Consider the following 20,037-nt stretch of genomic DNA (forward strand, 5'->3'; position numbering starts at 1 on the left):
AAGATGCCTTGACAAGCACCCCCGCGCCGTGTTTTTGGCTTCGTATCGGGGTTGGGGGTGGGGTGGGTGCCTCGCTCGTTGGGTGCATCGCTGCCTGTTTAGGGCTTTGCGTTGTTGTGGTGAATGCTGGTGCGGCGGATTCGTTGCTTGTCGAACTGCTGAGAGAAATTAATGTGCCTGTCCCCGCCGAATTGGGGTGGGCTGGGTGAGTGAGGGGAACCCTGAGGAACTCTGATTCCCTTAGGGTTCCCCTCACGTACTGGTGTTAGCCGCGTTCGATGAGGTGGCCTACTACTTCTGGGCCTGGGTGGGCGTGGCCCGAGCCGTCTCGGCGGAGGTCGATTTCTGGGAGTTCTACTGGGTCTCCGGTACGGCTCGCGCCTGCTGGGCGGGGGCCTACCCACGCGACCTGGACTTCGGTTTCTCCCTTGAGGAAACGGTGGGTTCGCACGCCGCCGGTGGCTCGGCCCTTCGCTGGGTATTCGCTGAAGGGCGTGACCTTGACGCTCTGGCCCGTTGCCGTCACGACCATGGGTTCGCCGTGTTCTTCGTCGTCGGTGCGGATGGCGCCGAAGAAGATCGCGGTGGCGTTTGCGGACAGTTTCACGCCTGCCATGCCGCCGCTCTTGGTGCCTTGCGGGCGGATCAGGCTCGCGGCGAAGCGCAGCAGGGACGAGTCGGACGAGATGAACGCCAGGGTTTCGTTTCCGTCGGTCAGCCAGGTCGCGCCTACGATTTCGTCACCATCCTTGAGGCTGATGACTTCGAATTCGTCGGAGCGCACGGGCCAATCCGGGGCGCACACCTTCACTACGCCGCCGCGGGTGCCGATGGCCAGGCCTGGTGAGTCGCCTGCTTGTTCGCCCAGTGGGGCGATGCCTACGACGCGTTCGCCCTTTTCCAGCGGTACCAGCTCTTTCGCTGCCATACCGCCGCGCAACGAGACTGTGCCTGCTTGTTCTGGGAGCACGGGCAGGGGCAGCACGTCCGTCTTGAACGCGCGGCCTCGGCTGGTCACCAGCAGCACCTGGCCGCGTGCGGTGGTGTGCACGACGGCCGACACGGCGTCGTGTTTTACACGGCCGTTTCGGCGGCGGACTTCCGACGCCTCTTCGGATTCCGCTGCGGTGCGGGCGACCAGGCCGGTCGCCGACAGGATCACCTGGCACGGGTCGTCCGCCACTTCCAGCGGGCCGGACGGCTTCGACGCGGCCAGGACTTCCTTCAGGTCGCCGTCGATCAGGCGGGTGCGGCGGTCGGTGGGGAAGTCCTTGGCGATCTTCGCCAGTTCCGTCGACACGAGCTTCTTCAGGACCGACTCGTCCTCGAGGATCGTGGTCAGTTCGGCGATTTCCGCGCGCAGCTTGTCCTGCTCGTTTTCCAGTTCCAGGCGGTCGTACTTCGTGAGGCGGCGCAGCGGGGTGTCCAGGATGTAGGTCGCCTGGATCTCGGACAGCTTGAACTTCGTCATCAGGCCGTCCTTCGCGGCGGCCGCGTTTTCGCTTTCGCGGATCAGCCGGATGACCTTGTCGATGTTCAGCAACGCGATCAGCAGACCGTCCACCAGGTGCAGGCGCTCTTCGCGCTTGCGGCGGCGGTAGCGCGTGCGCCGCGTGACGACCTCGTAGCGGTGCTTCAGGAAGACTTCCAGCAGCGCCTTCAGGCCGAGCGTCTGCGGCTGGCCGTCGACGAGCACCAGGTTGTTGATGCCGAACGACTGCTCCAGCGGCGTGAGGCGGTAGAGATCCGCCAGCAGCGCCTGCGGGTTGACGCCCACCTTGCACTCGATGACGAGCCGCGTGCCGTTCTCGCGGTCGGTGAGGTCCTTGACGTCCGCGATTCCGGTGAGCCGCTTGGACTTGTTGACCTCGTCGGTGATCTTCTCGATCACCTTCTCCGGGCCGACGCCGTACGGCAGTTCGGTGACCGTGATCGCCTGCCGGCCGCGGCTGCCTTCCAGCGGGCCGGTCTCGACGTTCGCGCGCATGCGGACCACGCCGCGGCCGGTTTCGTAGGCCTTGCGGACCTCGTCCAGGCCCAGCAGGCTGCCGCCGGTGGGCAGGTCGGGGCCGGGGACGTACTCCATCAGCTTGTCGAGCGTGGCGTTCGGATGGTTGATCAGCCACCGCGCGGCGCCGATCACCTCGCCGAGGTTGTGCGGGATCATGTTGGTCGCCATGCCGACCGCGATCCCGGACGTGCCGTTGACCAGCAGGTTCGGATACGCCGCAGGCAACACCGACGGTTCCTCGAGCGAACCGTCGTAGTTCGGCCGGAAGTCGACGGTGTCCTCGCCGAGCTCGCCGACGAGCAGCATCGCTTCGTTCGACATCCGGGCTTCGGTGTTGTGGTTGACGAAACCACCGGCCAGGAACGAGTGGTCCTCGGTGGTTACCCGCACCGAATAGACCTCGGCGGGTTCGGCCGCGGTCGCGTCTACGACCTCTTCGAACCGGTAGCCAGAGTCCATGATCGGCAGGATCGTCGCGAGGACCTCGGTGTCCTTGATGCGATCGATGATCCGGAGCCGCTCGGTTTCCCACCGTTCGATGCGGTCGAAGTTGTGCTGGGTGAGCCATTTCCGGCCGCTGCCACGACGGTCGAAGTCGAGCGCGCCGCGCACGTAATCGGCTACGAAGGGCACCTTGTCCGAACTGAGCCGGTGCGTGCGCAATACGGACCGCTGCAGGAGCTGCCGCAGCCTCGCCTGCTTCGACTTGAGGAAGCCGACACGCTCAGCGAACGCGCGGACGTTGCGCAGGCCGGACACCACAAGGCGGTGCTCGATCGAACCGTTGGGCCGGGTGTACTGCCGGTGCGTGGCGATGACACCGAATTCGGCGAGCATTTCCTGAAGCTGCGCGGCGAGCCGCGGGCTGTAGCTCGAGTACTGGACAGTGAAGCCGTCGACGGCGACCCGGCAACCGCCGTCTCCCTCGAACGCGGCCATCAGGAACGCGCGTTTCACGCCGGGGCCAGCGTTCCAGACGAATTCGGGGACGACCTTGTCCCGGGCCTGATGACCGATGAACTCGGCCAGGGGGCTGGCCCGGAAGGCGTCCATCGCTCCGGAGTAGTCCTGGATGTCAAGTTCGCGGATCCGCTTGCGGTCTCGTCGCGTCGTGCGTTCCGACACGTAGCGCTTGCCTCCGACCACCTGGTCGTAAGCGTGCAGGACCTCGCCGAAGAAATGTTCGTCGGTGTTGTTGAAGCCGGCGCGGTTCTCGCTCGCGAACCCTTCGGACACCCAAGCCCCGGCGAGGACGCCGAGGTTGTACTCGCGCGAGGTCGGGACCACCTGCGTCCACGCGTTGCGGGCAAGACAAACGACGGTTCCCGGTTTGACCTCGTCGAGCTGCCGCCACTGGAACATCGGCACGCCCATCGGCGCTTCCAAGCACAGCACCGGGTGGTTTTCGCTGCCCCGGAGGGAAAAGCCGGACTTGGTGCGGATCTGGACGGTCGGGTGCACGCCCGAGTTGAAGACCTTGTCGACCTGGACTGCCTTGCCGTCCTTGTCGAGCACCTCGAAGTCGGCGTCGGCTTCGGAATCGGCGGGCAGGTTCACCACGTCGGCGATGCGCGGGCTGGAGCCGTCCGCCAGGCGGATCCGGGTGTCGCCGGCCAGGCAGTACCGGCTCGCGGCCGGTCCGTCGTCTGGGGACCCGAAGTTTCCGTGCCCGTCGATCAGCGGGGCGTTCATCGAGAAGTCCTGCGCCAGCCGGACCATCGCGTCGTAAATCGCCGTGTCGCCGTGTGGATGGTACTTGCCCATCACGTCGCCGACCACGCGTGACGACTTCACGTACGCGTGTGTCGGGCGGTAGCCGTTCTCGTTCATCGAGAACAGGATTCGGCGGTGTACCGGCTTCAGGCCGTCCCGTGCGTCCGGGAGGGCGCGGGAGTGGATCACCGAGTACGCGTACTCCAGGTACGAGTCTTCGATCTCCGTCTTCAGCGGGTTGTCGAAGACCTGTGCGCCCGGCGAGTCGAACGCGCTCGGGTCGACCCGGGTCACCGGGGTCTTGCTACGGCGAGCCATGGCTCACAACTCCTTGGGAACGAACGGAAAACTCAGACGTCGATGGCGTCGCGGTCGACGCGGTCGGACGATTCGACCAGCCAGTTGCGCCGCGGCTCGACCTTCTCGCCCATCAGCAGCTCCAGCGCCAGCTCCGCGGCCTCGACGTCCTGGAGCGTGATCCGCCGGACTGAGCGCGTCGCCGGGTTCATCGTGGTTTCCCACAGCTCGTCGGCGTCCATCTCGCCGAGGCCCTTGAACCGCGGCACCGGCGTGACGACCGTCTTGCCCGCCGCTTCGAGTTCGGCGACCTTCTGCTCCATCTCGCGCTGGGTGAAGGTGAAGACGGTCTCCGAACCGCGGCCCTTGGTGGTGATCTTGTGCAGCGGCGGCATAGCCGCGTACAGCCTGCCGTCTTCGATCACCGGGCGCATGTACTTCGCGAACAGCGTGATCAGCAGCGTGCGGATGTGCGAACCGTCGACATCCGCGTCCGCCATCAGGATCACGCGGCCGTAGCGCATCGTCGACAGGTCGAACGTGCGGCCGGTGCCCGCGCCGAGCACCTGCACGATCGACGCGATCTCGGCGTTCTTCAGCGTGTCGCCCAGCGACGCCTTCTGCACGTTGAGGATCTTGCCGCGCAACGGCAGCAGCGCCTGGTACTCCGACACCCGCGCCATCCGCGCCGAGCCGAGTGCGCTGTCGCCCTCGACCAGGAACAGTTCGCTGCGCGAGACGCCGGTGGTGCGGCAGTCGACCAGCTTCGGCGGCATCGCCGCGCCCTCGAGCGCGGTTTTGCGCCGGGCGGCGTCCTTCTGCTGTTTCTGGGTGAGCCGCACGCGTGCCGCGTCGACCACCTTCTGCAGCACGATCTTGGCCTCGGACTTGGTTTTCCGGTCCTCGGTCCAGGCACGCACCTGCTTGTCGACGATGCCCTGGAGGACGCGCGTGATGCCCGCCGTGGACAGTTCGTCCTTGGTCTGCGACGTGAACTGCGGCTCCGGCAGCCGGACGTGGATCACCGCGGTCATGCCTTCCAGCACGTCCTCGGTGGTCGGCGGGTCCTCCTTCGCCTTGAGCAGCCCGCGCGTCTTGCCGATCACGTCCTGCAGCGCACGGGTGACCGCGCGGTCGAAGCCGCGCCGGTGCGTGCCGCCGTGCACGTTGCGGATCGTGTTGGTGAAGCATTCCACGGTGCGCTCGTAGCCGGTGCCCCAGCGCAGCGCGACCTCGACCTCGGCGTGTCGCTCCACATTGGACTGCATGACGCCGTTGGCGTCCGCCGCGTTCTCCTTGTACGTGCCCTCGCCGGTGATCATCAGCGTGCCGCAGACGGGTTTTTCGCTGTCCGGGGCAAGGAAGTCGACCATGTCCGCCAGCCCGTTCGGGAAGTGGAAGGTCTCCTCGTTGATGGTGTCCTCGAACGTGGTGCGCAGCACGTACGTGACGCCCGGCACGAGGAACGCGGTGTTGCGCAGCTTCGTGCGCACGCCCTCGACGTCCAGCGCCGCGCCGGTTTCGAAGTACCGCGCGTCGTACCAGTAGCGGATCGACGTGCCGCTGCGTTCGCCGCGCTTCATCTTGCCGACGAGGTTGAGGCCGGAGCGGCGGGTGAATTTCGCCTTCGGGCCGGGGCCGTCGAACACGCCGGGCACGCCGTGCGCGAACGACATCTGGTGCACCTTGCCGTCCTGCTTCACCGTGACGTCGAAGCGGTGCGACAGCGCGTTGACCGCCGAAGCGCCGACGCCGTGCAGGCCGCCGGACGTCTTGTATCCGGAGCCGCCGAACTTGCCGCCCGCGTGCAGCCGGGTCAGCACCAGTTCGACGCCGGAAAGGCCCGATTTGGCGTGGACGCCGGTGGGGATGCCGCGGCCGTCGTCGTCCACCTGGACGCTGCCGTCGGCGTGCAGCGTGACGACGATGCGCGAGGCGTGGCCGGCCACGCCCTCGTCGGTGGAGTTGTCGACGACCTCGGAGAAGAGGTGGTTGATGCCTCGGCTGTCGGTGGAGCCGATGTACATCCCGGGGCGCTTGCGGACCGCCTCTAGTCCTTCGAGGTGGGTCAGGTCGTCGGCCCCGTACAGAGTCTCAGCGGTCACGAGGTCGTTCTCCCGGATCGAGGCGTGCTGTTCGGTGGGCAAACAGGTGGCCGGAGCAGGGGCCCCGGGCCGTCACCGTACTGCAGGATATCCGCACCCCCTGACAGGAACTGGCCGCTGCGCCTCCGACGGCGTCCGGAAGCGTGTCCCAGGTCACCGGTATAGTCCTGTAGGAATACATCTTCCACGCGAGTAGTTGTGCCGACAAGCAAGGTACGAAGCAACCGGCTAGGGAGCGGTCATGCAGTTCGGAATCTTCTCGGTGGGCGACGTCACGACCGACCCCACCACGGGCGCCACGCCCTCGGAGCACGAGCGCATCAAGGCGATGGTCAAGATCGCGCTCAAGGCCGAAGAAGTCGGTCTCGACGTCTTCGCCGTCGGGGAGCACCACAACCCGCCGTTCGCCGCGCCGGCGAACCCCACGGTGCTGCTTTCGAACATCGCGGCGCAGACGGAGAAGATCGTCCTCTCGACGTCGACCACCCTCATCACCACCAACGACCCGGTGCGGCTGGCCGAGGACTACGCCATGCTGCAGCACCTCGCCGACGGGCGGCTCGACCTCATGATGGGCCGCGGCAACACCGGCCCGGTCTACCCGTGGTTCGGCAAGGACATCCGCGAGGGCATCCCGCTGGCCGTCGAGAACTACGCGCTGCTGCACCAGCTCTGGCGCGAGGAGGTCGTCGACTGGCAGGGCAAGTTCCGCACCCCGCTGCAGGGCTTCACCTCGACGCCGCGCCCGCTCGACGGCGTGCCGCCCTTCGTGTGGCACGGTTCGATCCGCAGCCCGGAGATCGCCGAACAGGCCGCCTACTACGGCGACGGGTTCTTCGCGAACCACATCTTCTGGCCGACCTCGCACTTCCAGCAGCTGATCGCGTTCTACCGGCAGCGCTTCGAGCACTACGGGCACGGCAAGGCCGACCAGGCCATCGTCGGGCTCGGCGGACAGGCGTTCATCCGGCCGAAGTCGCAGGACGCGTGGAACGAGTTCCGGCCGTACTTCGACAACGCGCCGGTGTACGGGCACGGCCCGTCGCTGGAGGACTTCACCGAGCAGACGCCGCTGACCGTCGGCAGCCCGCAGGAGGTCATCGACAAGACGCTGACCTTCCGCGAACACTTCGGCGACTACCAGCGCCAGCTGTTCCTGATGGACCACGCCGGGCTGCCGCTGAAGACCGTGCTGGAGCAGCTCGACCTGCTCGGCGAGGAGGTCGTGCCGGTGCTGCGCAAGGAACTGGACGCGAAGCGCCCGGCGCACGTGCCGGACGCGCCGACGCACGAATCGCTCAAGGCAGCCCAGGCTGTCAACGCCTGACCCAGGTACCCCGGATCGAGTGGAGAGGTCATGACTGCACGCACTATCGCCGTGGTCACCGCGGGGTTGAGCCAGCCGTCGTCGACGCGGCTGCTGGCCGACCGGCTGGCCGAGGCCACCCGCGCCGCCCTCGTCGACGACGACGTGACGGTGAAGGTGTTCGAACTCCGCGACATCGCGGTGGACATCACCAACAACATGCTCACCGGGTTCCCCAGCCCGCAGCTGCGGGAAGTGATCGACACCGTGACTCGCGCGGACGGCGTGATCGCCGTGACGCCGGTGTTCACCGCTTCCTACAGCGGGCTGTTCAAATCGTTCTTCGACGTGCTGGACAAGGAAGCGCTCGACGGCAAGCCGGTGCTGCTCGCCGCGACGGGCGGCACCGAACGGCATTCGCTCGCGCTCGACTTCGCGTTGCGGCCGCTCTTCGCCTACCTTCGCGCGACCGTGGTTGCGACAGGCGTGTACGCCGCGTCGTCGGATTGGGGCAGCGTCGAGGCGACGGGTGCGTTGCAACAGCGCGTGGAGCGGGCTGGCCGCGAGCTGGCGCAGCTGGTGGCAGCGGCGCCTGAGGCGAAGCCGGACGACGAGTACGCGTCGGTGTCGTTCGAGCAGTTGCTGGCTGGTCACTAACGGCTCCTGGCGGTCAAAAGTGCCTGCGGCGCCGGGGTTTCCGGGTTGAGGAGCAGTTCGGCCTCGACGGTGAACCCGGCGTCGCGCAGCCACGTCGTCATGCGTTCTCGCGGGCGGCGGTGCACCTGGACGTTCATCGGGTGGCCGCCGTAGCCCTCGGTTTTCAGCCGCGTCTCGTCGCCGACGTGGAAGAGCAGTTGAAGCAATCCGCCGGGACGCAGCGCTTGCCGGAAGTTCGCGAGGACGGCCGGGAGCAGTTCGTCGGGCAGGTGGATGACCGACTGCCACGCCACGATCCCGGCCAGCGACGCGGCCGGCAGCGGATCGGTCATCGAGCCGACCTCGAACCGCAGCTCCGGATAGTCGCGCCGGGCCACCTCGATCATGCCGGGGGAGAGGTCGACTCCGTAGGCGGCCACGCCGAGCCCGTTGAGGTGGGCGGTGACCTGGCCGGGGCCGCAACCGACGTCGGCGACTGGGCCGTCGTCGACTTGTTCGGCGAATAACCGCAGCGCGGCAAGCAGATACGGCTGTTTGCCCAGTGCGTCGCGGACGAACGTGGCGTAGTCCTCCGCCACGGTGTCGTAGGACGTTCGGGTGTCGGCGAGCCATTCCATGTCAGCCTGCCGGGTTCTGGGCGATGAGGACGGTGGCGCGCGTGGTCCAGCCCAGCGCCGAGTACAGCTGTTGCCCGTCCGCGGTGGCGACGAGGATTCCGGTGGTCGCGCCGTGTGCCACGGCGTTTTCCGCGAGCGAACTCATCACCACGCTGCCGAGACCGCGGCGGCGATGCTCCGGGACGGTTTCGATCCGGTCCGCGATCGCGTCCGTGCCGACCACGGCCATGGTTCCGCGCGCCGCGACACCCGAATCGGGATGTCGCAGCACGGTTTCGCACACCGCCCCGTGCACGGTGGTCGCACCGGTGTAGGGCGGCGGAGTTGGACGCGCTGGATGTCGGCGCAGGGGAATGGTCATGAGCGCTTCGCGTGCGTCGCGGAGCTTCAGCCCGGCCTCGCGCACGATCGCTTCGACTTCCTCCGGCCGATTCGTCGGCACGGTCAGCCAGGTCGGGCGTTCTGCCGCGGCAACTTCTTCGGCGAGGCCGCGCAGTACGTCGGTTTCGGCGGACAACGCGACGACCTCGCGATGCCGATCCGGTTGTTCGAGCAGGACGTGCAGCCCGCCGCGGCTTTCCTCGGCGGGCCGGAATCCTCGGGACGCGCCCCATCCCGCCTGCCAGCGGCGGATGAGGTCAGGTAGTGATTCGATCACGCTGAGCAGCTAACCACCCGGCACCGACAAAAACGGGCCAGCGCGGTGCCGGGTCCAGTATGGACAGTCCGGCTGGCAGTACCGCGAGCCCGGCGGCACACTGGCCCGATGGGATTGGGCAAGCCAGTGCGCCGGGTGCTCCTCTCGGTCGTCGGCGGGGCGCTGGTGATCGTCGGGGTCGTGCTGCTCGTGCTGCCGGGGCCGGGATTGCTGCTGGTGCTCGCCGGACTGCTGGTGCTGGCGTCGGAGTTCCCGGCGCTGCAGCGATTTGTCGACCCGGTGCGGACGCGGGCGATGCAAGCCGCGGAGGAGAGCGTGTCCTCGCCGCTGCGCATCGCCGGCTCGGTGCTGGCCGGTCTGGCGCTGCTGGCCGCGGGAATCGTGTGGGGGACGGTGCGGTCGCTGCCGCTGAGCGGGTGGAGCACGGGGACGAGCTTGATTCTGTCCAGCTTGATCTTGTTCGCGCTGCTGATCTGGAGTTACCGGCGGGTGCGGGCGAAGCGGGGAGAGCCGTGAAGGACTCCTTGAGGGAATCTGATTCCCTCAAGGAGTCCTTCACGGACATCAGGACGCGTACAGCTTCGCCACCTCCGCAGCCGACAACGCCCGGTCGTACAGATGCACCTGGTCCACCGCCCCGTTGAGGAAGTCGACCGGGTTGCCGCCGTACTTGCCGCGGCCGATCACGGTGTGGCCGGTCGACGCCTCGCCTAGGCAGACGCTCTTCGACGCCGCCAGCTGCCCGTCCACGTACAGCGCGAGCTGTCCGGTAGCGGCATCCCGAACCCCGACCAGGTGGTACCAGCGGCCGGCTTCCGGGGTGAGCGGGGCGAGTGCCCGCGTGCCCACGAAGCTGAACGCCAGCTTGTGGTCCGCGCCGGAGTACTGCAGGAAGAACGCGCTGTGGTCGTTCCCGTCCTGGCTCACCACGGTCTGGAAACCGTCGCCGACCGCGTTGAACTTGACCCACGCGGCGACGCTGTAGCTCAGGTCGGTCTTCACCAGCGGCGCACCGGTGTCCGCGTACTGGCCGGAGCCGTTCACCGCCAGTGCCGAACCGCTGTGTCCCGCGGTCCAAGAAGCGCCGCCGACGAGCGTGGCGTCGTGCTGGCCCACGGTGTCCGCTGCCGTGGTGCCGCTGTTCTCGTCGAACGGGTACGCGGCGATTCCGTCGATGCCTGGGGTGCCTGGCGGGATCACCGGACCTTGTTGCGGCGAGCCGTCGACGCCGTTGATCACCGACAGGTTCGCGGCCCGGACGGCGGCGAAGTCCATCTTCTTCACCTGACGGTCGTAGGTGAAGAAGCCGTTGACCTCCTTCTCCACGTCGGTGGTCTGCGTGTACACGCCTGCCGACACGCCACATTGCCGTCCGGCGAGCAGGAGGCGTTGCTGGAGTTCGGCGTAGCGGCGCGTGAGCGTGGCGCTGTCCGGTTCCATCTCGTACGCGAAACTGCCGGCCGGGTCGAACTGGTGTCCGTCGACCTTCAGGCCCAGGCCGCCGTATTCGCCGTCGACCGCGGCGCGGGTGGCGTCTGGCACGGGGGTTCCGGGACCGGTGTAGGTGTGGTCGTCGTAGATGTCGCCGCGGCCGCTGTCCGGTTCGGAACGGCAGCAGTTGACGCCGGACTCCGCGTCCACGAGCCGCGTCGGGTCCCAGGCCTTGACCTGGTCGGCGATCCGGCCGACGGCGTAGTCGCCCCAGCCTTCGTTGAACGGGACCCACGTGACGATCGACGGGAAACTGCGGTGCTGGTCGATCATCCGGTGCAGCTCGGATTCGAAGTTCGCCTGCGATGCGGGCGTCGGCTCGATGTCGTCCTTCATCGCGGGCATGTCCTGCCACACGAGGAGCCCGAGCTTGTCCGCGTAGTAGTACCAGCGATCAGGCTCGACCTTGATGTGCTTGCGCACCATGTTGAAGCCGAGCGCCTTTTCCTGCTCCAGGTCGAACTTCAGCGCCGCGTCGGTGGGCGCGGTGTAGATGCCGTCCGGCCAGAAACCCTGGTCCAGCGGGCCGAGTTGCATCACGAACTTGCCGTTGAGCAACATCCGTTGCTTGCCGTCGGCGGTTTTCCCGATGGAAACCGACCGGAGGCCGAAGTACGAGCCGACGCTGTCTCCGGAGGTCAGCGAGACCCGTAGGTCGTACAGGAACGGATCGTCCGGCGTCCACAGATGTGGTTTGTTCACCTTGAGTTTCAAGGGGGTGTTCGCCGGTCCGGACGCGAAGCCGACGACGCGGCCGTGGTCGTAGGCGATGGCTTGCACGCGTTGTTTCGTCGGCCCGCCCACCACTGCGTTGACGGTGACCGAGCCGCTGGCGACGTCCGGCGTGGTGTCGACCCGGGAGATGTAGGCCGGGGTCACCGGTTCCATCCAGACGGTCTGCCAGATGCCGGACGTCGGGGTGTAGAAGATTCCGTCGCCGGGTTTGCGCTGTTTGCCGAGCGGTTGTCCGCCCGCGTCATTGGGGTCCGTGACGCCGACGACGACTTCCTGGTCTTTCCCGGTGGTCAACGCGTTGGTGACGTCCGCGGAAAACGCGTCGTACCCGCCGGTGTGGCGGGCGACCTGATGGCCGTTGACCCACACGGTGGTGTCGTAGTCGACCGCCTGGAAGTGCAGGATCAGCCGCTCGCCCCGGCCGCCGACGTGCCAGTTCTTCGGCACCTGGAACGTCCGCCGGTACCACATCGACGTTTCGTGCCGCATGATTCCCGACAACGCCGATTCGACCGGATACGGCACGAGGATGCGTTCGTCGAGACTGCGTTTGATCGGCGGGGAATCGCCCGGTTTGGCGGAGGAGAATTCCCAGACGCCGTTGAGGTTCTGCCAGTTGTCGCGGGTCATTTGCGGCCGCGGGTATTCGGGAAGGGCGTTGTCCGGCGAGACCTGGCCGGTCCACGGGGTGGTCAGGGGAGGGGTGAGGCGGTGCCACTGCGGCGGATCGGCCGCGGCGGCGGGGACACTCGACAACCCGGACACGGCCACGGCGAGCGCGGCGGCCGCCGTGGCCAAACGGCCGGGTCTGCGGGCAGGACGGACCATCGTCGAACCTCCTACTAACAGGTGGATCTCCTGCGAAGGGGGACTGCGCGGATCAGGATCGGCGGGAGCGGGCCAGCAGTCGCTGGATCACGACGACGACCAGCAGGAACGCGCCGCTGACCACCGTCTGGTAGTTGGAATCGAGGGTGCCGACCTGGTTGATGACGTTCTGGATCAGCGTCTTCAGCAGCACGCCGACGAGCGTGCCGATGACGGTTCCCGCGCCGCCGGTGAGCAGCGTTCCGCCGATGACCACGACGGAAATCGCGTCCAGTTCCGTGCCGACGCCGAGCACGGTGACGCCTGATTGCAGGTACGCCGCGGTGAGCACGCCGGCGAATCCGGCGAGCGTGCCGCTGAGCGTGTAGAGGGTGATTTTGGTGCGGGCCACCGAAAGACCCATCAGCAGCGCGGACTGTTCCGAGCCGCCGAGTGCGAAAATCGACTGGCCGAACCGGGTCCGGCGCAGCAGCAGACCGCCGAGTCCGAAAAGGACCAGAGCGAGATACACCGGTACGCCGATGCCGAAGATCTTGCCCTGTCCCAGCCAGAGCAACGCCGAACCTGGCTCTACTTTGTACGTCGTCGCGCCCTCGTTGGTCAATGCCAGCAGGAGACCGCGAGCGAACAACAGCGAGGCGAGCGTGACGATGAACGGCGCCATCTTCGTGCGAGCGATGAGAAGCCCGTTGATGAAGCCGATCAGTCCGCAAACGACTAATGGCAGCAGGATCGCCACGACTAGGCCGTATTGGGAACCGTACGCGGCCAGCACGCCGCCGAGCGCGTACACCGAGCCGACGGACAGATCGATCCCGCCGGAAATGATCACGAACGTCATGCCCAGCGCGATCACTGCCAGGAAGGAACTTTGCAACGCGAGGTCGCGCAGGTTGTCCGCGGATCCGAAGCGCGGGAAGGCAAACCACGCGGCAGCCACGCCGAGAACCAGCACTACGGCCGCGCCTTGGCGTTGCAGGACTGCCGCGAACGCCGCGCCGCGTTCCGACGGCGGGGCGGCGGTGGTCGCGATCATCGCGTGCTCCGTTCCCGGGCGACGTACACCGCGGCGACGATGATGGCGGCCTGCACCATTTGCGCGGCGGAATCGGGCAGGTTGTGCTTGATCAGCGTCGCGTGCACCAGTTGCATGAGCAGCGCGCCGAACACCGTGCCGAGCACGCGTACGCGGCCGCCGGTGAGCGGAGTCCCGCCGACCACCACCGCGGTGATCGCGGACAGTTCCATCAACAGGCCGAGGTCGTTGGGATCGCTCGCGGCGAGCCGTGCGGTGGACAGCACACCGGCGATGGCCGCCAGCGTGCCGGACATGGCGTACACGCCGATCAGGACGCGTTTCACCGGCAGTCCGGCGAGTGTCGCAGCGGGACGGTTCCCGCCGACCGCGACTAGGTGTCGGCCGAAAGTGGTGCGCCGCACCAGCAATCCGGCCAGTACCGAGAGGACAGCGGCCACCAGGACCATGATCGGCACGCCGAGCACGTCGCCGGTGCCGAGCGCGAGGAAGTCCGGGTTGTGCAGCTGCACCAGCTGCCCGTGCGCGATCACGAGCGCCAGCCCGCGACCGCCGACGAGCAAGGCCAGGGTCGCGATGATCGGCTGAATGCCCAGCTGGGCTACCAGGAATCCGCTGAACAGCCCCGAGGCGACCCCGGCGATCAGCGCGACCACGATCACCATCACCGGCCCGGCCCCGAGATACAGCGGGACGAGCGCCGCGGCGACCGACATCACTGAGCCCACCGACAGGTCGATGCCCTCGGTGCCGATCACCAGCGCCATGCCGAGCGCGACGATGCACACCGGCGCGGCCTGCACCAACTGCGTGCGGAAGTTGGCCGCGGAGAGGAAGTTCTGCGTGAACGCGATGTTGAACAGCAGCAGCACGACCACGGCCAGGTACACGCCGTAGTTCTGCAGCCAGCTTGTGACGCGGGCGCGGTCAGGTCTCGTCAGTGTCGCGGTCGACATCGTTGTCACCCCCTGCAGCTATCGCCGCCAGCACGTTGTCTTCGGTGACCGCGTCGCCGGCCAATTCGGTGGCGACGCTGCCGTCGCGCAGGACGACCACCCGGTCCGCGCCGTCGAGAATCTCTTCCAGTTCGGACGAAATCAGCAGCACACCGAGCCCGTCCTGCGCCAGTTCGTCGATGAGCGCCTGCACCTCGGCCTTCGCTCCGACATCGATGCCGCGCGTGGGCTCGTCCAGCAGCAGCACTTTCGGTCCGGTGGCGAGCCAGCGCGCCAGCAAGACCTTCTGCTGGTTGCCGCCGGACAGCTCGGACACCTTCTGCTCCGGACTGGAGGCCTTGATCCGCAACCGTTCCATGAACGTCTTCACCACTCGGTCCTGTTTGGACCGGCTGACAAAGCCGAAAGTGGACAGTCGCGGCAACGCGGCGAGCACGATGTTCTCTCGCACGGACAGGTTCGGAATGATCCCGTCCGCCTTGCGGTCCTCCGCCAGCAGCGCGATCCCGGCCCGCATCGCCGCGGAGATCTTCCCGCGCTTCAACGGCTTACCAGCCAGCAGCACGGTGCCGCCGTCGAGCGGGAACGCCCCGACCACAGCCCGCGCGGTCTCGCTGCGGCCGGACCCGAGCAGCCCGGCCAGCCCGACGACCTCGCCCGGCCGCACGCTCACCGAAACGTCGTGAAGTTTGTTGCCGCCGGAAAGATTCGAAGCCTGCAGCAACGGTTCCTTCTCCGCATGATGCTCCTCGCCGAACGCTGTGACGCCCTCAGCGCGAATCTGCCGGATCTCCCGGCCGAGCATCATGGACACCAGCTCAATGCGCGGCAACGGCTTCAGCGGTCCACTGTGGACCACACGGCCGTCGCGCAACACCGTGACGCTGTCGCACACCCGGTACAGCTCGTCCATCCGGTGGCTCACATAAAGCACCGAGATGTCGTCTGCGTGCAACCTCGCCAGCACCTCGAACAGGGTGTCCACTTCGCGCGGTTCGAGCGACGACGTCGGCTCGTCCATCACGACCACACCGGCCTTTGTGGACACCGCACGAGCCAGCGCGACCATCTGCTGCGCACCGACGGCGAGCGTGTGCAGCGGACGCCGCACGTCGGTGTCGATTCCGTACCCGCTGAGCAGTTCGCGAGCCTGCGCGTTCATCGCGGACCAGTCGATCAATCCGGTGCGGGTGCGCGGTTCCCGGCCGAGGAAGACGTTGCTCGCCACGCTCATCAGCGGGACGAGGTTCACCTCCTGGTAGATGGTGGAGATCCCGGCGCGCTGCGCGTCGATCGGCCTGCGGAACTCGACCGGTTCGCCGAGGTGGCGCACCTGGCCCTCGTCCGGCCGGTACACGCCGGTGAGGACCTTGATCAAAGTGGACTTGCCCGCGCCGTTTTCCCCGACCAGCGCGTGGACTTCGCCGCGGCGCAGGCTGAAGGAGACGTTGTCGAGGGCCACGGTGCCGGGGAACCGTTTGGTCACCCCGGTCACCTCGAGCACCGGTGCGGTCATGGTCGCCACCTGGGTGTCGGCCGTGCTCGTCATCAGTACGCGTTCCCGACCTTCTGGGCCGCGTTCGATTCGTCGTACGAGTCGTCGGTGATGACGATGCTCGGCGGGATCGGCTTGCCGTCCTCGAACTGCTGCAGCGTCTGGAACGCCAGCTGCCCGAAGCGCGGGTTCGATTCGATGACCGCGTTGTAGCTGCCGTCGACGATCAGCTGCACCGCGTTGCGGGTGCCGTCCACGGACACGACCTTCACGTCCTTGCCGGGGTTCTTGCCCGCGGTCTTGAGCGCGTTGACCGCGCCGATGCCCATCTCGTCGTTCTCCGCGTACACCGCGGTGAGGTCCGGATGGCTCTGGATCAGCTGTTCCATCACCGACTGGCCCTTGGACCGGTCGAACTCGCCGGTCTGCTCGGCGACCACGGTGAGGCCGGGCGTCTTCGCCAGCTCGTCCTTGAAGCCCTTGGTGCGGTCGGTGGTCACGTTGTTGCCCGAGGAGCCGAGCAGGATCGCGACCTTGCCGTTGCCGCCGGTGGACTTCGCCAGCGCGGCGGCCGCGCGGTGGCCCTGTTCGATGAAGTTGGAGCCGATGAAGGTGAGGTAGTCGGTGCACGGCTTCGACGTGACCTGCCGGTCGATGGTGACGACCGGGACCTTCTTCGCCTTCGCCGCGTCGAGCGCGGGCTGCAGGCCGTCGGAGTTCAGCGGGGCCACGATGAGCAGCTGCGCACCCCGGTCCAGCAGCGATTTGATGTCCGAGATCTGCTTGTTGAGGTCACTCTGCGCGTTCGTGGTGAGCAGGTGGTCGGCCGGGATGCCGAGCTTGCCCGCCTCGGTGCGGATGGACTGCGTCTCGGCGATCCGGAACGGGTTCGCCTCCTTCTCCGACTGGGAGAAGCCGACGATCGCGGTCTTCGGGTCGAGTTTCGGGTAGCCGGTCTTGTCGAGGGTGCAGCCGTCGGCGGTCGGCGCGGCGGACGCGGCCGAGGCGGCGGGGCCGGAGCCATTGCTTTGCGCGGCCGGGGTTTCCTCGCGGCTGGTGCAGCCGGCGAGCACGAGTGCCGTGGCGGCCCCGGCGACGAGGGCGAAGCGGGCAGGGACGGACGGGGACACGGCGGACTCCTCGCAGCCGACGACTGGGGCAACCCGCTCGGCGGAGTGACGGCCGTCACCCCGCTGAGCTCCGGCTATTTTTACATCGTTGGAACAACGTTGTAAACAGGCAAAACGTCGCTACACTACGTGGTCGTCGGGGCTGGTGCGGAGAGCTTCGCGGGCTCGTGATGGGCTCTGGGCGAACGAGATGAGGAGTCAGCGTGGCCGTGACCCTGAAGGACGTCGCGACGCTGGCGGGCGTTTCGGTGAAAACCGTGTCGAACGTGGTGAACGGCTACGCGTTCGTGAAGCCCGAGAACCGGCGGCGCGTGGAAGAGGCACTGGCCGCGACCGGGTACCGGCCGAACGTCGGCGCGCGCAACCTGCGCCGCGGGCGGACCGGGTTCCTGGCGTTGATGGTGCCGGAGCTGAGCATTCCGTACTTCGGCGAAATGGCCGGGCTGGTGATCACCGCCGCGCAGCGCCGCGGGTGGAGCGTGCTGATCGAGCAGACGCAAGGGACGCGCGATCGAGAACGGGCCACTGTGGACTCATTGGGCCCGCATCTGGTCGACGGCGCGCTGGTGCATCCCGAAGCGCTCGAAGCGGACGATTTCCCTGACGCGGAAGGGAAAATCCCGCTGGTGCTGCTCGGCGAGCACGCGGTGGACGTCGCGCTGGACCGGGTGGCGATCGACAACGTGCGGGCCGCGCACGTCGCGGTGTCGCACCTGGTGTCGCTCGGCCGCCGACGGATCGCGGCGATCGGCGCGAACCCCCAGCGCGGGACGTCGTCGCTGCGGCTCGCCGGCTACCGGGCCGCGTTGGCCGACGCTGGTTTGCGGTCGGCGGACTCCCTGGTGGAACCGGTGGCGAAGTACCACCGCGCCGAGGGAGCGGCGGCGATGAAACGGTTGCTGGCACAGGAAGAACCGCCGGACGCGGTGTTCTGTTTCAACGACCTGCTGGCCGTGGGTGCTTTGCGCTCGGCGGCGGAGCACGGGCTGCGGGTCCCCGAGGACATCGCGATCGTCGGCTTCGACAACACCGAGGAGAGCGCGTTCAGCCTCCCCGCGCTCACCACGATCTCGCCGGACAAGGCGGCTATCGCCGAGGCCGCGATCGACCTGATCGACAGCCGCCTCGCCGGTACGGAGAGTGACGCGCCGCGCTCGGTACAGCCCCCATTTTCCCTGGAGGTAAGGGAAAGCACGGTCGTTTCCTAGAGGAGCCGCACCGCCAGCACGAGGATTACCGCGCTGGACAGCAAAGCGGTGCCGAGCCGTCCGCGCGGGCCGGTGAGGCCGCGTCCGAGCAACGCTCCGCCGACGGCCAGCACCAGTTGCCAGCTGGCCGAAGCGGCGAACGCGGCGGCCGCGAACACGGTGCCGTTGGCCGGCCGGTCGCCGAGGACGAGCGCGGTGAAGTAGATGATGGTGGACGGGTTCAGCAGGGTCAGGCCGAGCAGCGTCGCATACGCCCGCAGCGGATGCGGTTCCGTTGCCAGCAAAGGCGTTTCCGGGGATCGATAACGCCGGATCGCCCGGACCGCGGTCCACGCGGCGAGCAGGAACAACGCGACGGCGGAGGTCAGGCGCAGGGGAGTGGCGATTGGGGCGAGCACCGGGGCCAGCGCGGCCCCGCCGGTGGTGGCGAGAACGGCGTAGACGCCGTCCGCGGTAGCCACGCCCATCGCCGCGGCCGCTCCGACCCGCCACGACGTGCGAGCGGTGAGTTCGACCAGGTAGACGCCGATCGCGCCGACCGGCATGGCGATCCCGTACCCGGCGACGAGCCCCGCGACGAGCGCGGCGCTCATCGCACTGCCTGGCGGGTCCCTTCCTGCGCCGTCTGCTGCTTGCCGCGCGCGGCGAGACAGCGGGACGGGCAACGACGGGCGGGTTCGGTGGTCATGACCGGAATACTCGGCTGTCCGGCCGGGACTGGGCAACTGAATTTCCGCCGTGCCAGGATGGGCGGATGCCGGTTGAACTGCCTGTGCCGCTTGTGGTCCGGTACCGCGCGGTGGATCGCGAAACGGTGGGATCCGCACTGGTGGACACTCCGAGCCACCTCGAAGCCCTCGCCGAGGACATCGCGCGGAACGGAATCCGGGCGCCGTTGCGGCTCGGATTCTGCGAAGACTTCGGCACGCTCGACGGCAATCACCGGATCGCCGTCGCGCTGCGGCTCGGCCTGACCACGGTGCCGGTCACCGTGGTCAGGGAGCCGAGCACTCCGCGCCCCGCGCACGCGCGACCAATGCGGGAAGCCGATTTCGCGGTGCTCGCGGCCGCGGCGGGGAAGTAGCCGCTACTTGCCGCGCGCCGCCACCTTGTCGATCACCGTCGCCACCGCGTCCGGTTGGGACCACAGCGAATAGTGACTGGCCGCCAACTCGACACAGTCCGCCCCAGCCCGCTCGGCGAGCCAGCGTTGCAGGTCCGGGTTGAGGATCCGGTCCTCTGTGGACACTGCGTAAGCGGTCGGCAGGTCGCGCCAGGCACCAGGACCGGCGGGCACGCCGAAGCACTCGGCACGCGCACGGCGTTGCACCGCGGCCAGTGCGGTGGCTCGTTCGGGAGCCACGTCGGCGGCGAAGGCGTAGTGGAAGCGGTCCGGGTCGGGCGACGACCAGCCGTCCTCGGTGAACACCATCGCGTCGTTGCCGGGCGAGTCCGGGAACTTGCCGTTCAGCGCAGGCACGTTCTCGCCTTCGTCCGGGACATACGCCGCGAAGTAAGCCAGGGCGTTGACCTGCGGATTGTCCTTCGCTGCACCGGAAATCACCGCGCCGCCGTAGGAATGGCCGGCCAGCACGACCGGCCCGTCGAAGGCGGCGGCTTCCCGGCGAACCTCGGCGATGTCGTCCGCGAGCGAGGTCATCGGCAGGTGCGCGGCACGGACCCGGTGTCCTTGCCGGTGCAGCGCGGGGATCACCTCCAGCCACGCCGACCCGTCGCTCCAAGCGCCGTGAACCAGAACGATTTCCGCCATGAATGCCTCCCCTTCGTCTGAAG

General features: G+C 67.8%; 15 protein-coding genes and 3 pseudogenes. 5 read left to right on the forward strand and 13 right to left on the reverse strand.

Annotated elements, in window-relative coordinates; all coding sequences use genetic code 11:
• Window positions 1–265: 265 nt before the first annotated feature.
• The 4 genes and pseudogenes from WA670_RS45185 to WA670_RS15015 all read right to left on the reverse strand — a co-directional run.
• Window positions 266–2,347: pseudogene (locus WA670_RS45185) on the reverse strand (DNA gyrase subunit A); the annotation flags it as partial.
• Between the two features lie 390 nt (window positions 2,348–2,737).
• Window positions 2,738–3,628 (reverse strand): annotated as a pseudogene (locus WA670_RS45190) (LAGLIDADG family homing endonuclease); the annotation flags it as partial.
• 3 nt (window positions 3,629–3,631) lie between these two features.
• A pseudogene (locus WA670_RS45195) lies at window positions 3,632–4,042 on the reverse strand (DNA gyrase subunit A); the annotation flags it as partial.
• A 32-nt stretch (window positions 4,043–4,074) separates the two neighbouring features.
• A complete protein-coding gene (locus WA670_RS15015) occupies window positions 4,075–6,126 on the reverse strand; it encodes a DNA gyrase/topoisomerase IV subunit B (RefSeq protein WP_037818420.1) in 2,052 nt (683 codons plus the stop codon).
• Between the two features lie 241 nt (window positions 6,127–6,367).
• On the opposite strand from WA670_RS15015, the gene WA670_RS15020 reads away from it, so the two are divergent.
• A complete protein-coding gene (locus tag WA670_RS15020; RefSeq protein ID WP_037818326.1) occupies window positions 6,368–7,453 on the forward strand; it encodes an LLM class flavin-dependent oxidoreductase in 1,086 nt (361 codons plus the stop codon).
• Window positions 7,454–7,483: 30 nt separating this feature from the next.
• A complete protein-coding gene (locus tag WA670_RS15025) occupies window positions 7,484–8,089 on the forward strand; it encodes an FMN reductase (protein ID WP_037818327.1) in 606 nt (201 codons plus the stop codon).
• Here WA670_RS15025 and WA670_RS15030 read toward each other — a convergent pair.
• Together WA670_RS15030 and WA670_RS15035 are read right to left on the reverse strand one after the other, a co-directional pair.
• Window positions 8,086–8,706 (reverse strand): class I SAM-dependent methyltransferase, encoded by a 621-nt coding sequence (locus WA670_RS15030; protein ID WP_336158042.1) that lies wholly within the window; start codon window positions 8,704–8,706, stop codon window positions 8,086–8,088. The genes WA670_RS15025 and WA670_RS15030 overlap by 4 nt on opposite strands.
• Before the next feature lies 1 nt (window position 8,707).
• Window positions 8,708–9,364 carry a GNAT family N-acetyltransferase gene (locus WA670_RS15035; RefSeq protein WP_336158043.1) on the reverse strand — a complete coding sequence of 219 codons (657 nt, stop codon included), beginning with the start codon at window positions 9,362–9,364 and terminating at the stop codon, window positions 8,708–8,710.
• 108 nt (window positions 9,365–9,472) lie between these two features.
• Here WA670_RS15035 and WA670_RS15040 point away from each other — a divergent pair, with 108 nt between their 5' ends.
• Complete coding sequence (locus WA670_RS15040; RefSeq protein WP_037818330.1) at window positions 9,473–9,880, forward strand: PGPGW domain-containing protein; 408 nt, start codon at window positions 9,473–9,475, stop codon at window positions 9,878–9,880.
• Window positions 9,881–9,928: 48 nt separating this feature from the next.
• Here the strand turns inward: WA670_RS15040 and WA670_RS15045 are convergent, their stop codons facing one another.
• Genes WA670_RS15045 through WA670_RS15065 form a run of 5 tightly spaced genes read right to left on the reverse strand, consistent with a single transcriptional unit; the run spans window position 9,929 to window position 17,035 of the window.
• Window positions 9,929–12,418 carry a LamG-like jellyroll fold domain-containing protein gene (locus WA670_RS15045; RefSeq protein ID WP_336158044.1) on the reverse strand — a complete coding sequence of 830 codons (2,490 nt, stop codon included), beginning with the start codon at window positions 12,416–12,418 and terminating at the stop codon, window positions 9,929–9,931.
• Between the two features lie 52 nt (window positions 12,419–12,470).
• Window positions 12,471–13,454, reverse strand: coding sequence for an ABC transporter permease (locus tag WA670_RS15050; protein WP_275294231.1), 984 nt, complete (start codon window positions 13,452–13,454; stop codon window positions 12,471–12,473).
• The gene (locus WA670_RS15055) at window positions 13,451–14,410 is read right to left on the reverse strand and encodes an ABC transporter permease (protein WP_336158045.1); all 960 of its coding nucleotides are present in this window, start codon (window positions 14,408–14,410) and stop codon (window positions 13,451–13,453) included. Before WA670_RS15055 ends, WA670_RS15050 begins: the two co-directional genes overlap by 4 nt.
• Window positions 14,382–15,959: a sugar ABC transporter ATP-binding protein gene (locus WA670_RS15060; RefSeq protein WP_336158046.1), complete on the reverse strand. Its 1,578-nt coding sequence runs from the start codon at window positions 15,957–15,959 to the stop codon at window positions 14,382–14,384. The genes WA670_RS15055 and WA670_RS15060 overlap by 29 nt, the downstream gene beginning before the upstream one ends.
• Window positions 15,959–17,035: an ABC transporter substrate-binding protein gene (locus WA670_RS15065; RefSeq protein WP_043839564.1), complete on the reverse strand. Its 1,077-nt coding sequence runs from the start codon at window positions 17,033–17,035 to the stop codon at window positions 15,959–15,961. Before WA670_RS15065 ends, WA670_RS15060 begins: the two co-directional genes overlap by 1 nt.
• 203 nt (window positions 17,036–17,238) lie before the next feature.
• Here WA670_RS15065 and WA670_RS15070 point away from each other — a divergent pair, with 203 nt between their 5' ends.
• Complete coding sequence (locus WA670_RS15070) at window positions 17,239–18,243, forward strand: LacI family DNA-binding transcriptional regulator (protein ID WP_336158047.1); 1,005 nt, start codon at window positions 17,239–17,241, stop codon at window positions 18,241–18,243.
• Here the strand turns inward: WA670_RS15070 and WA670_RS15075 are convergent.
• On the reverse strand, window positions 18,240–18,836 hold the full coding sequence (locus tag WA670_RS15075) for a LysE family transporter (protein WP_336158048.1): 597 nt from the start codon (window positions 18,834–18,836) through the stop codon (window positions 18,240–18,242). The two genes, WA670_RS15070 and WA670_RS15075, sit on opposite strands and share 4 nt — an antisense overlap.
• A 161-nt stretch (window positions 18,837–18,997) precedes the next feature.
• Here WA670_RS15075 and WA670_RS15080 point away from each other — a divergent pair, with 161 nt between their 5' ends.
• Complete coding sequence (locus WA670_RS15080; protein WP_336158049.1) at window positions 18,998–19,327, forward strand: hypothetical protein; 330 nt, start codon at window positions 18,998–19,000, stop codon at window positions 19,325–19,327.
• 3 nt (window positions 19,328–19,330) lie between these two features.
• Here WA670_RS15080 and WA670_RS15085 read toward each other — a convergent pair whose 3' ends face one another.
• Complete coding sequence (locus tag WA670_RS15085) at window positions 19,331–20,014, reverse strand: alpha/beta fold hydrolase (protein WP_336158050.1); 684 nt, start codon at window positions 20,012–20,014, stop codon at window positions 19,331–19,333.
• Window positions 20,015–20,037 lie beyond the last annotated feature (23 nt).

Source organism: Amycolatopsis sp. VC5-11, from assembly GCF_037034185.1.
Lineage (GTDB): Bacteria > Actinomycetota > Actinomycetes > Mycobacteriales > Pseudonocardiaceae > Amycolatopsis > Amycolatopsis nivea.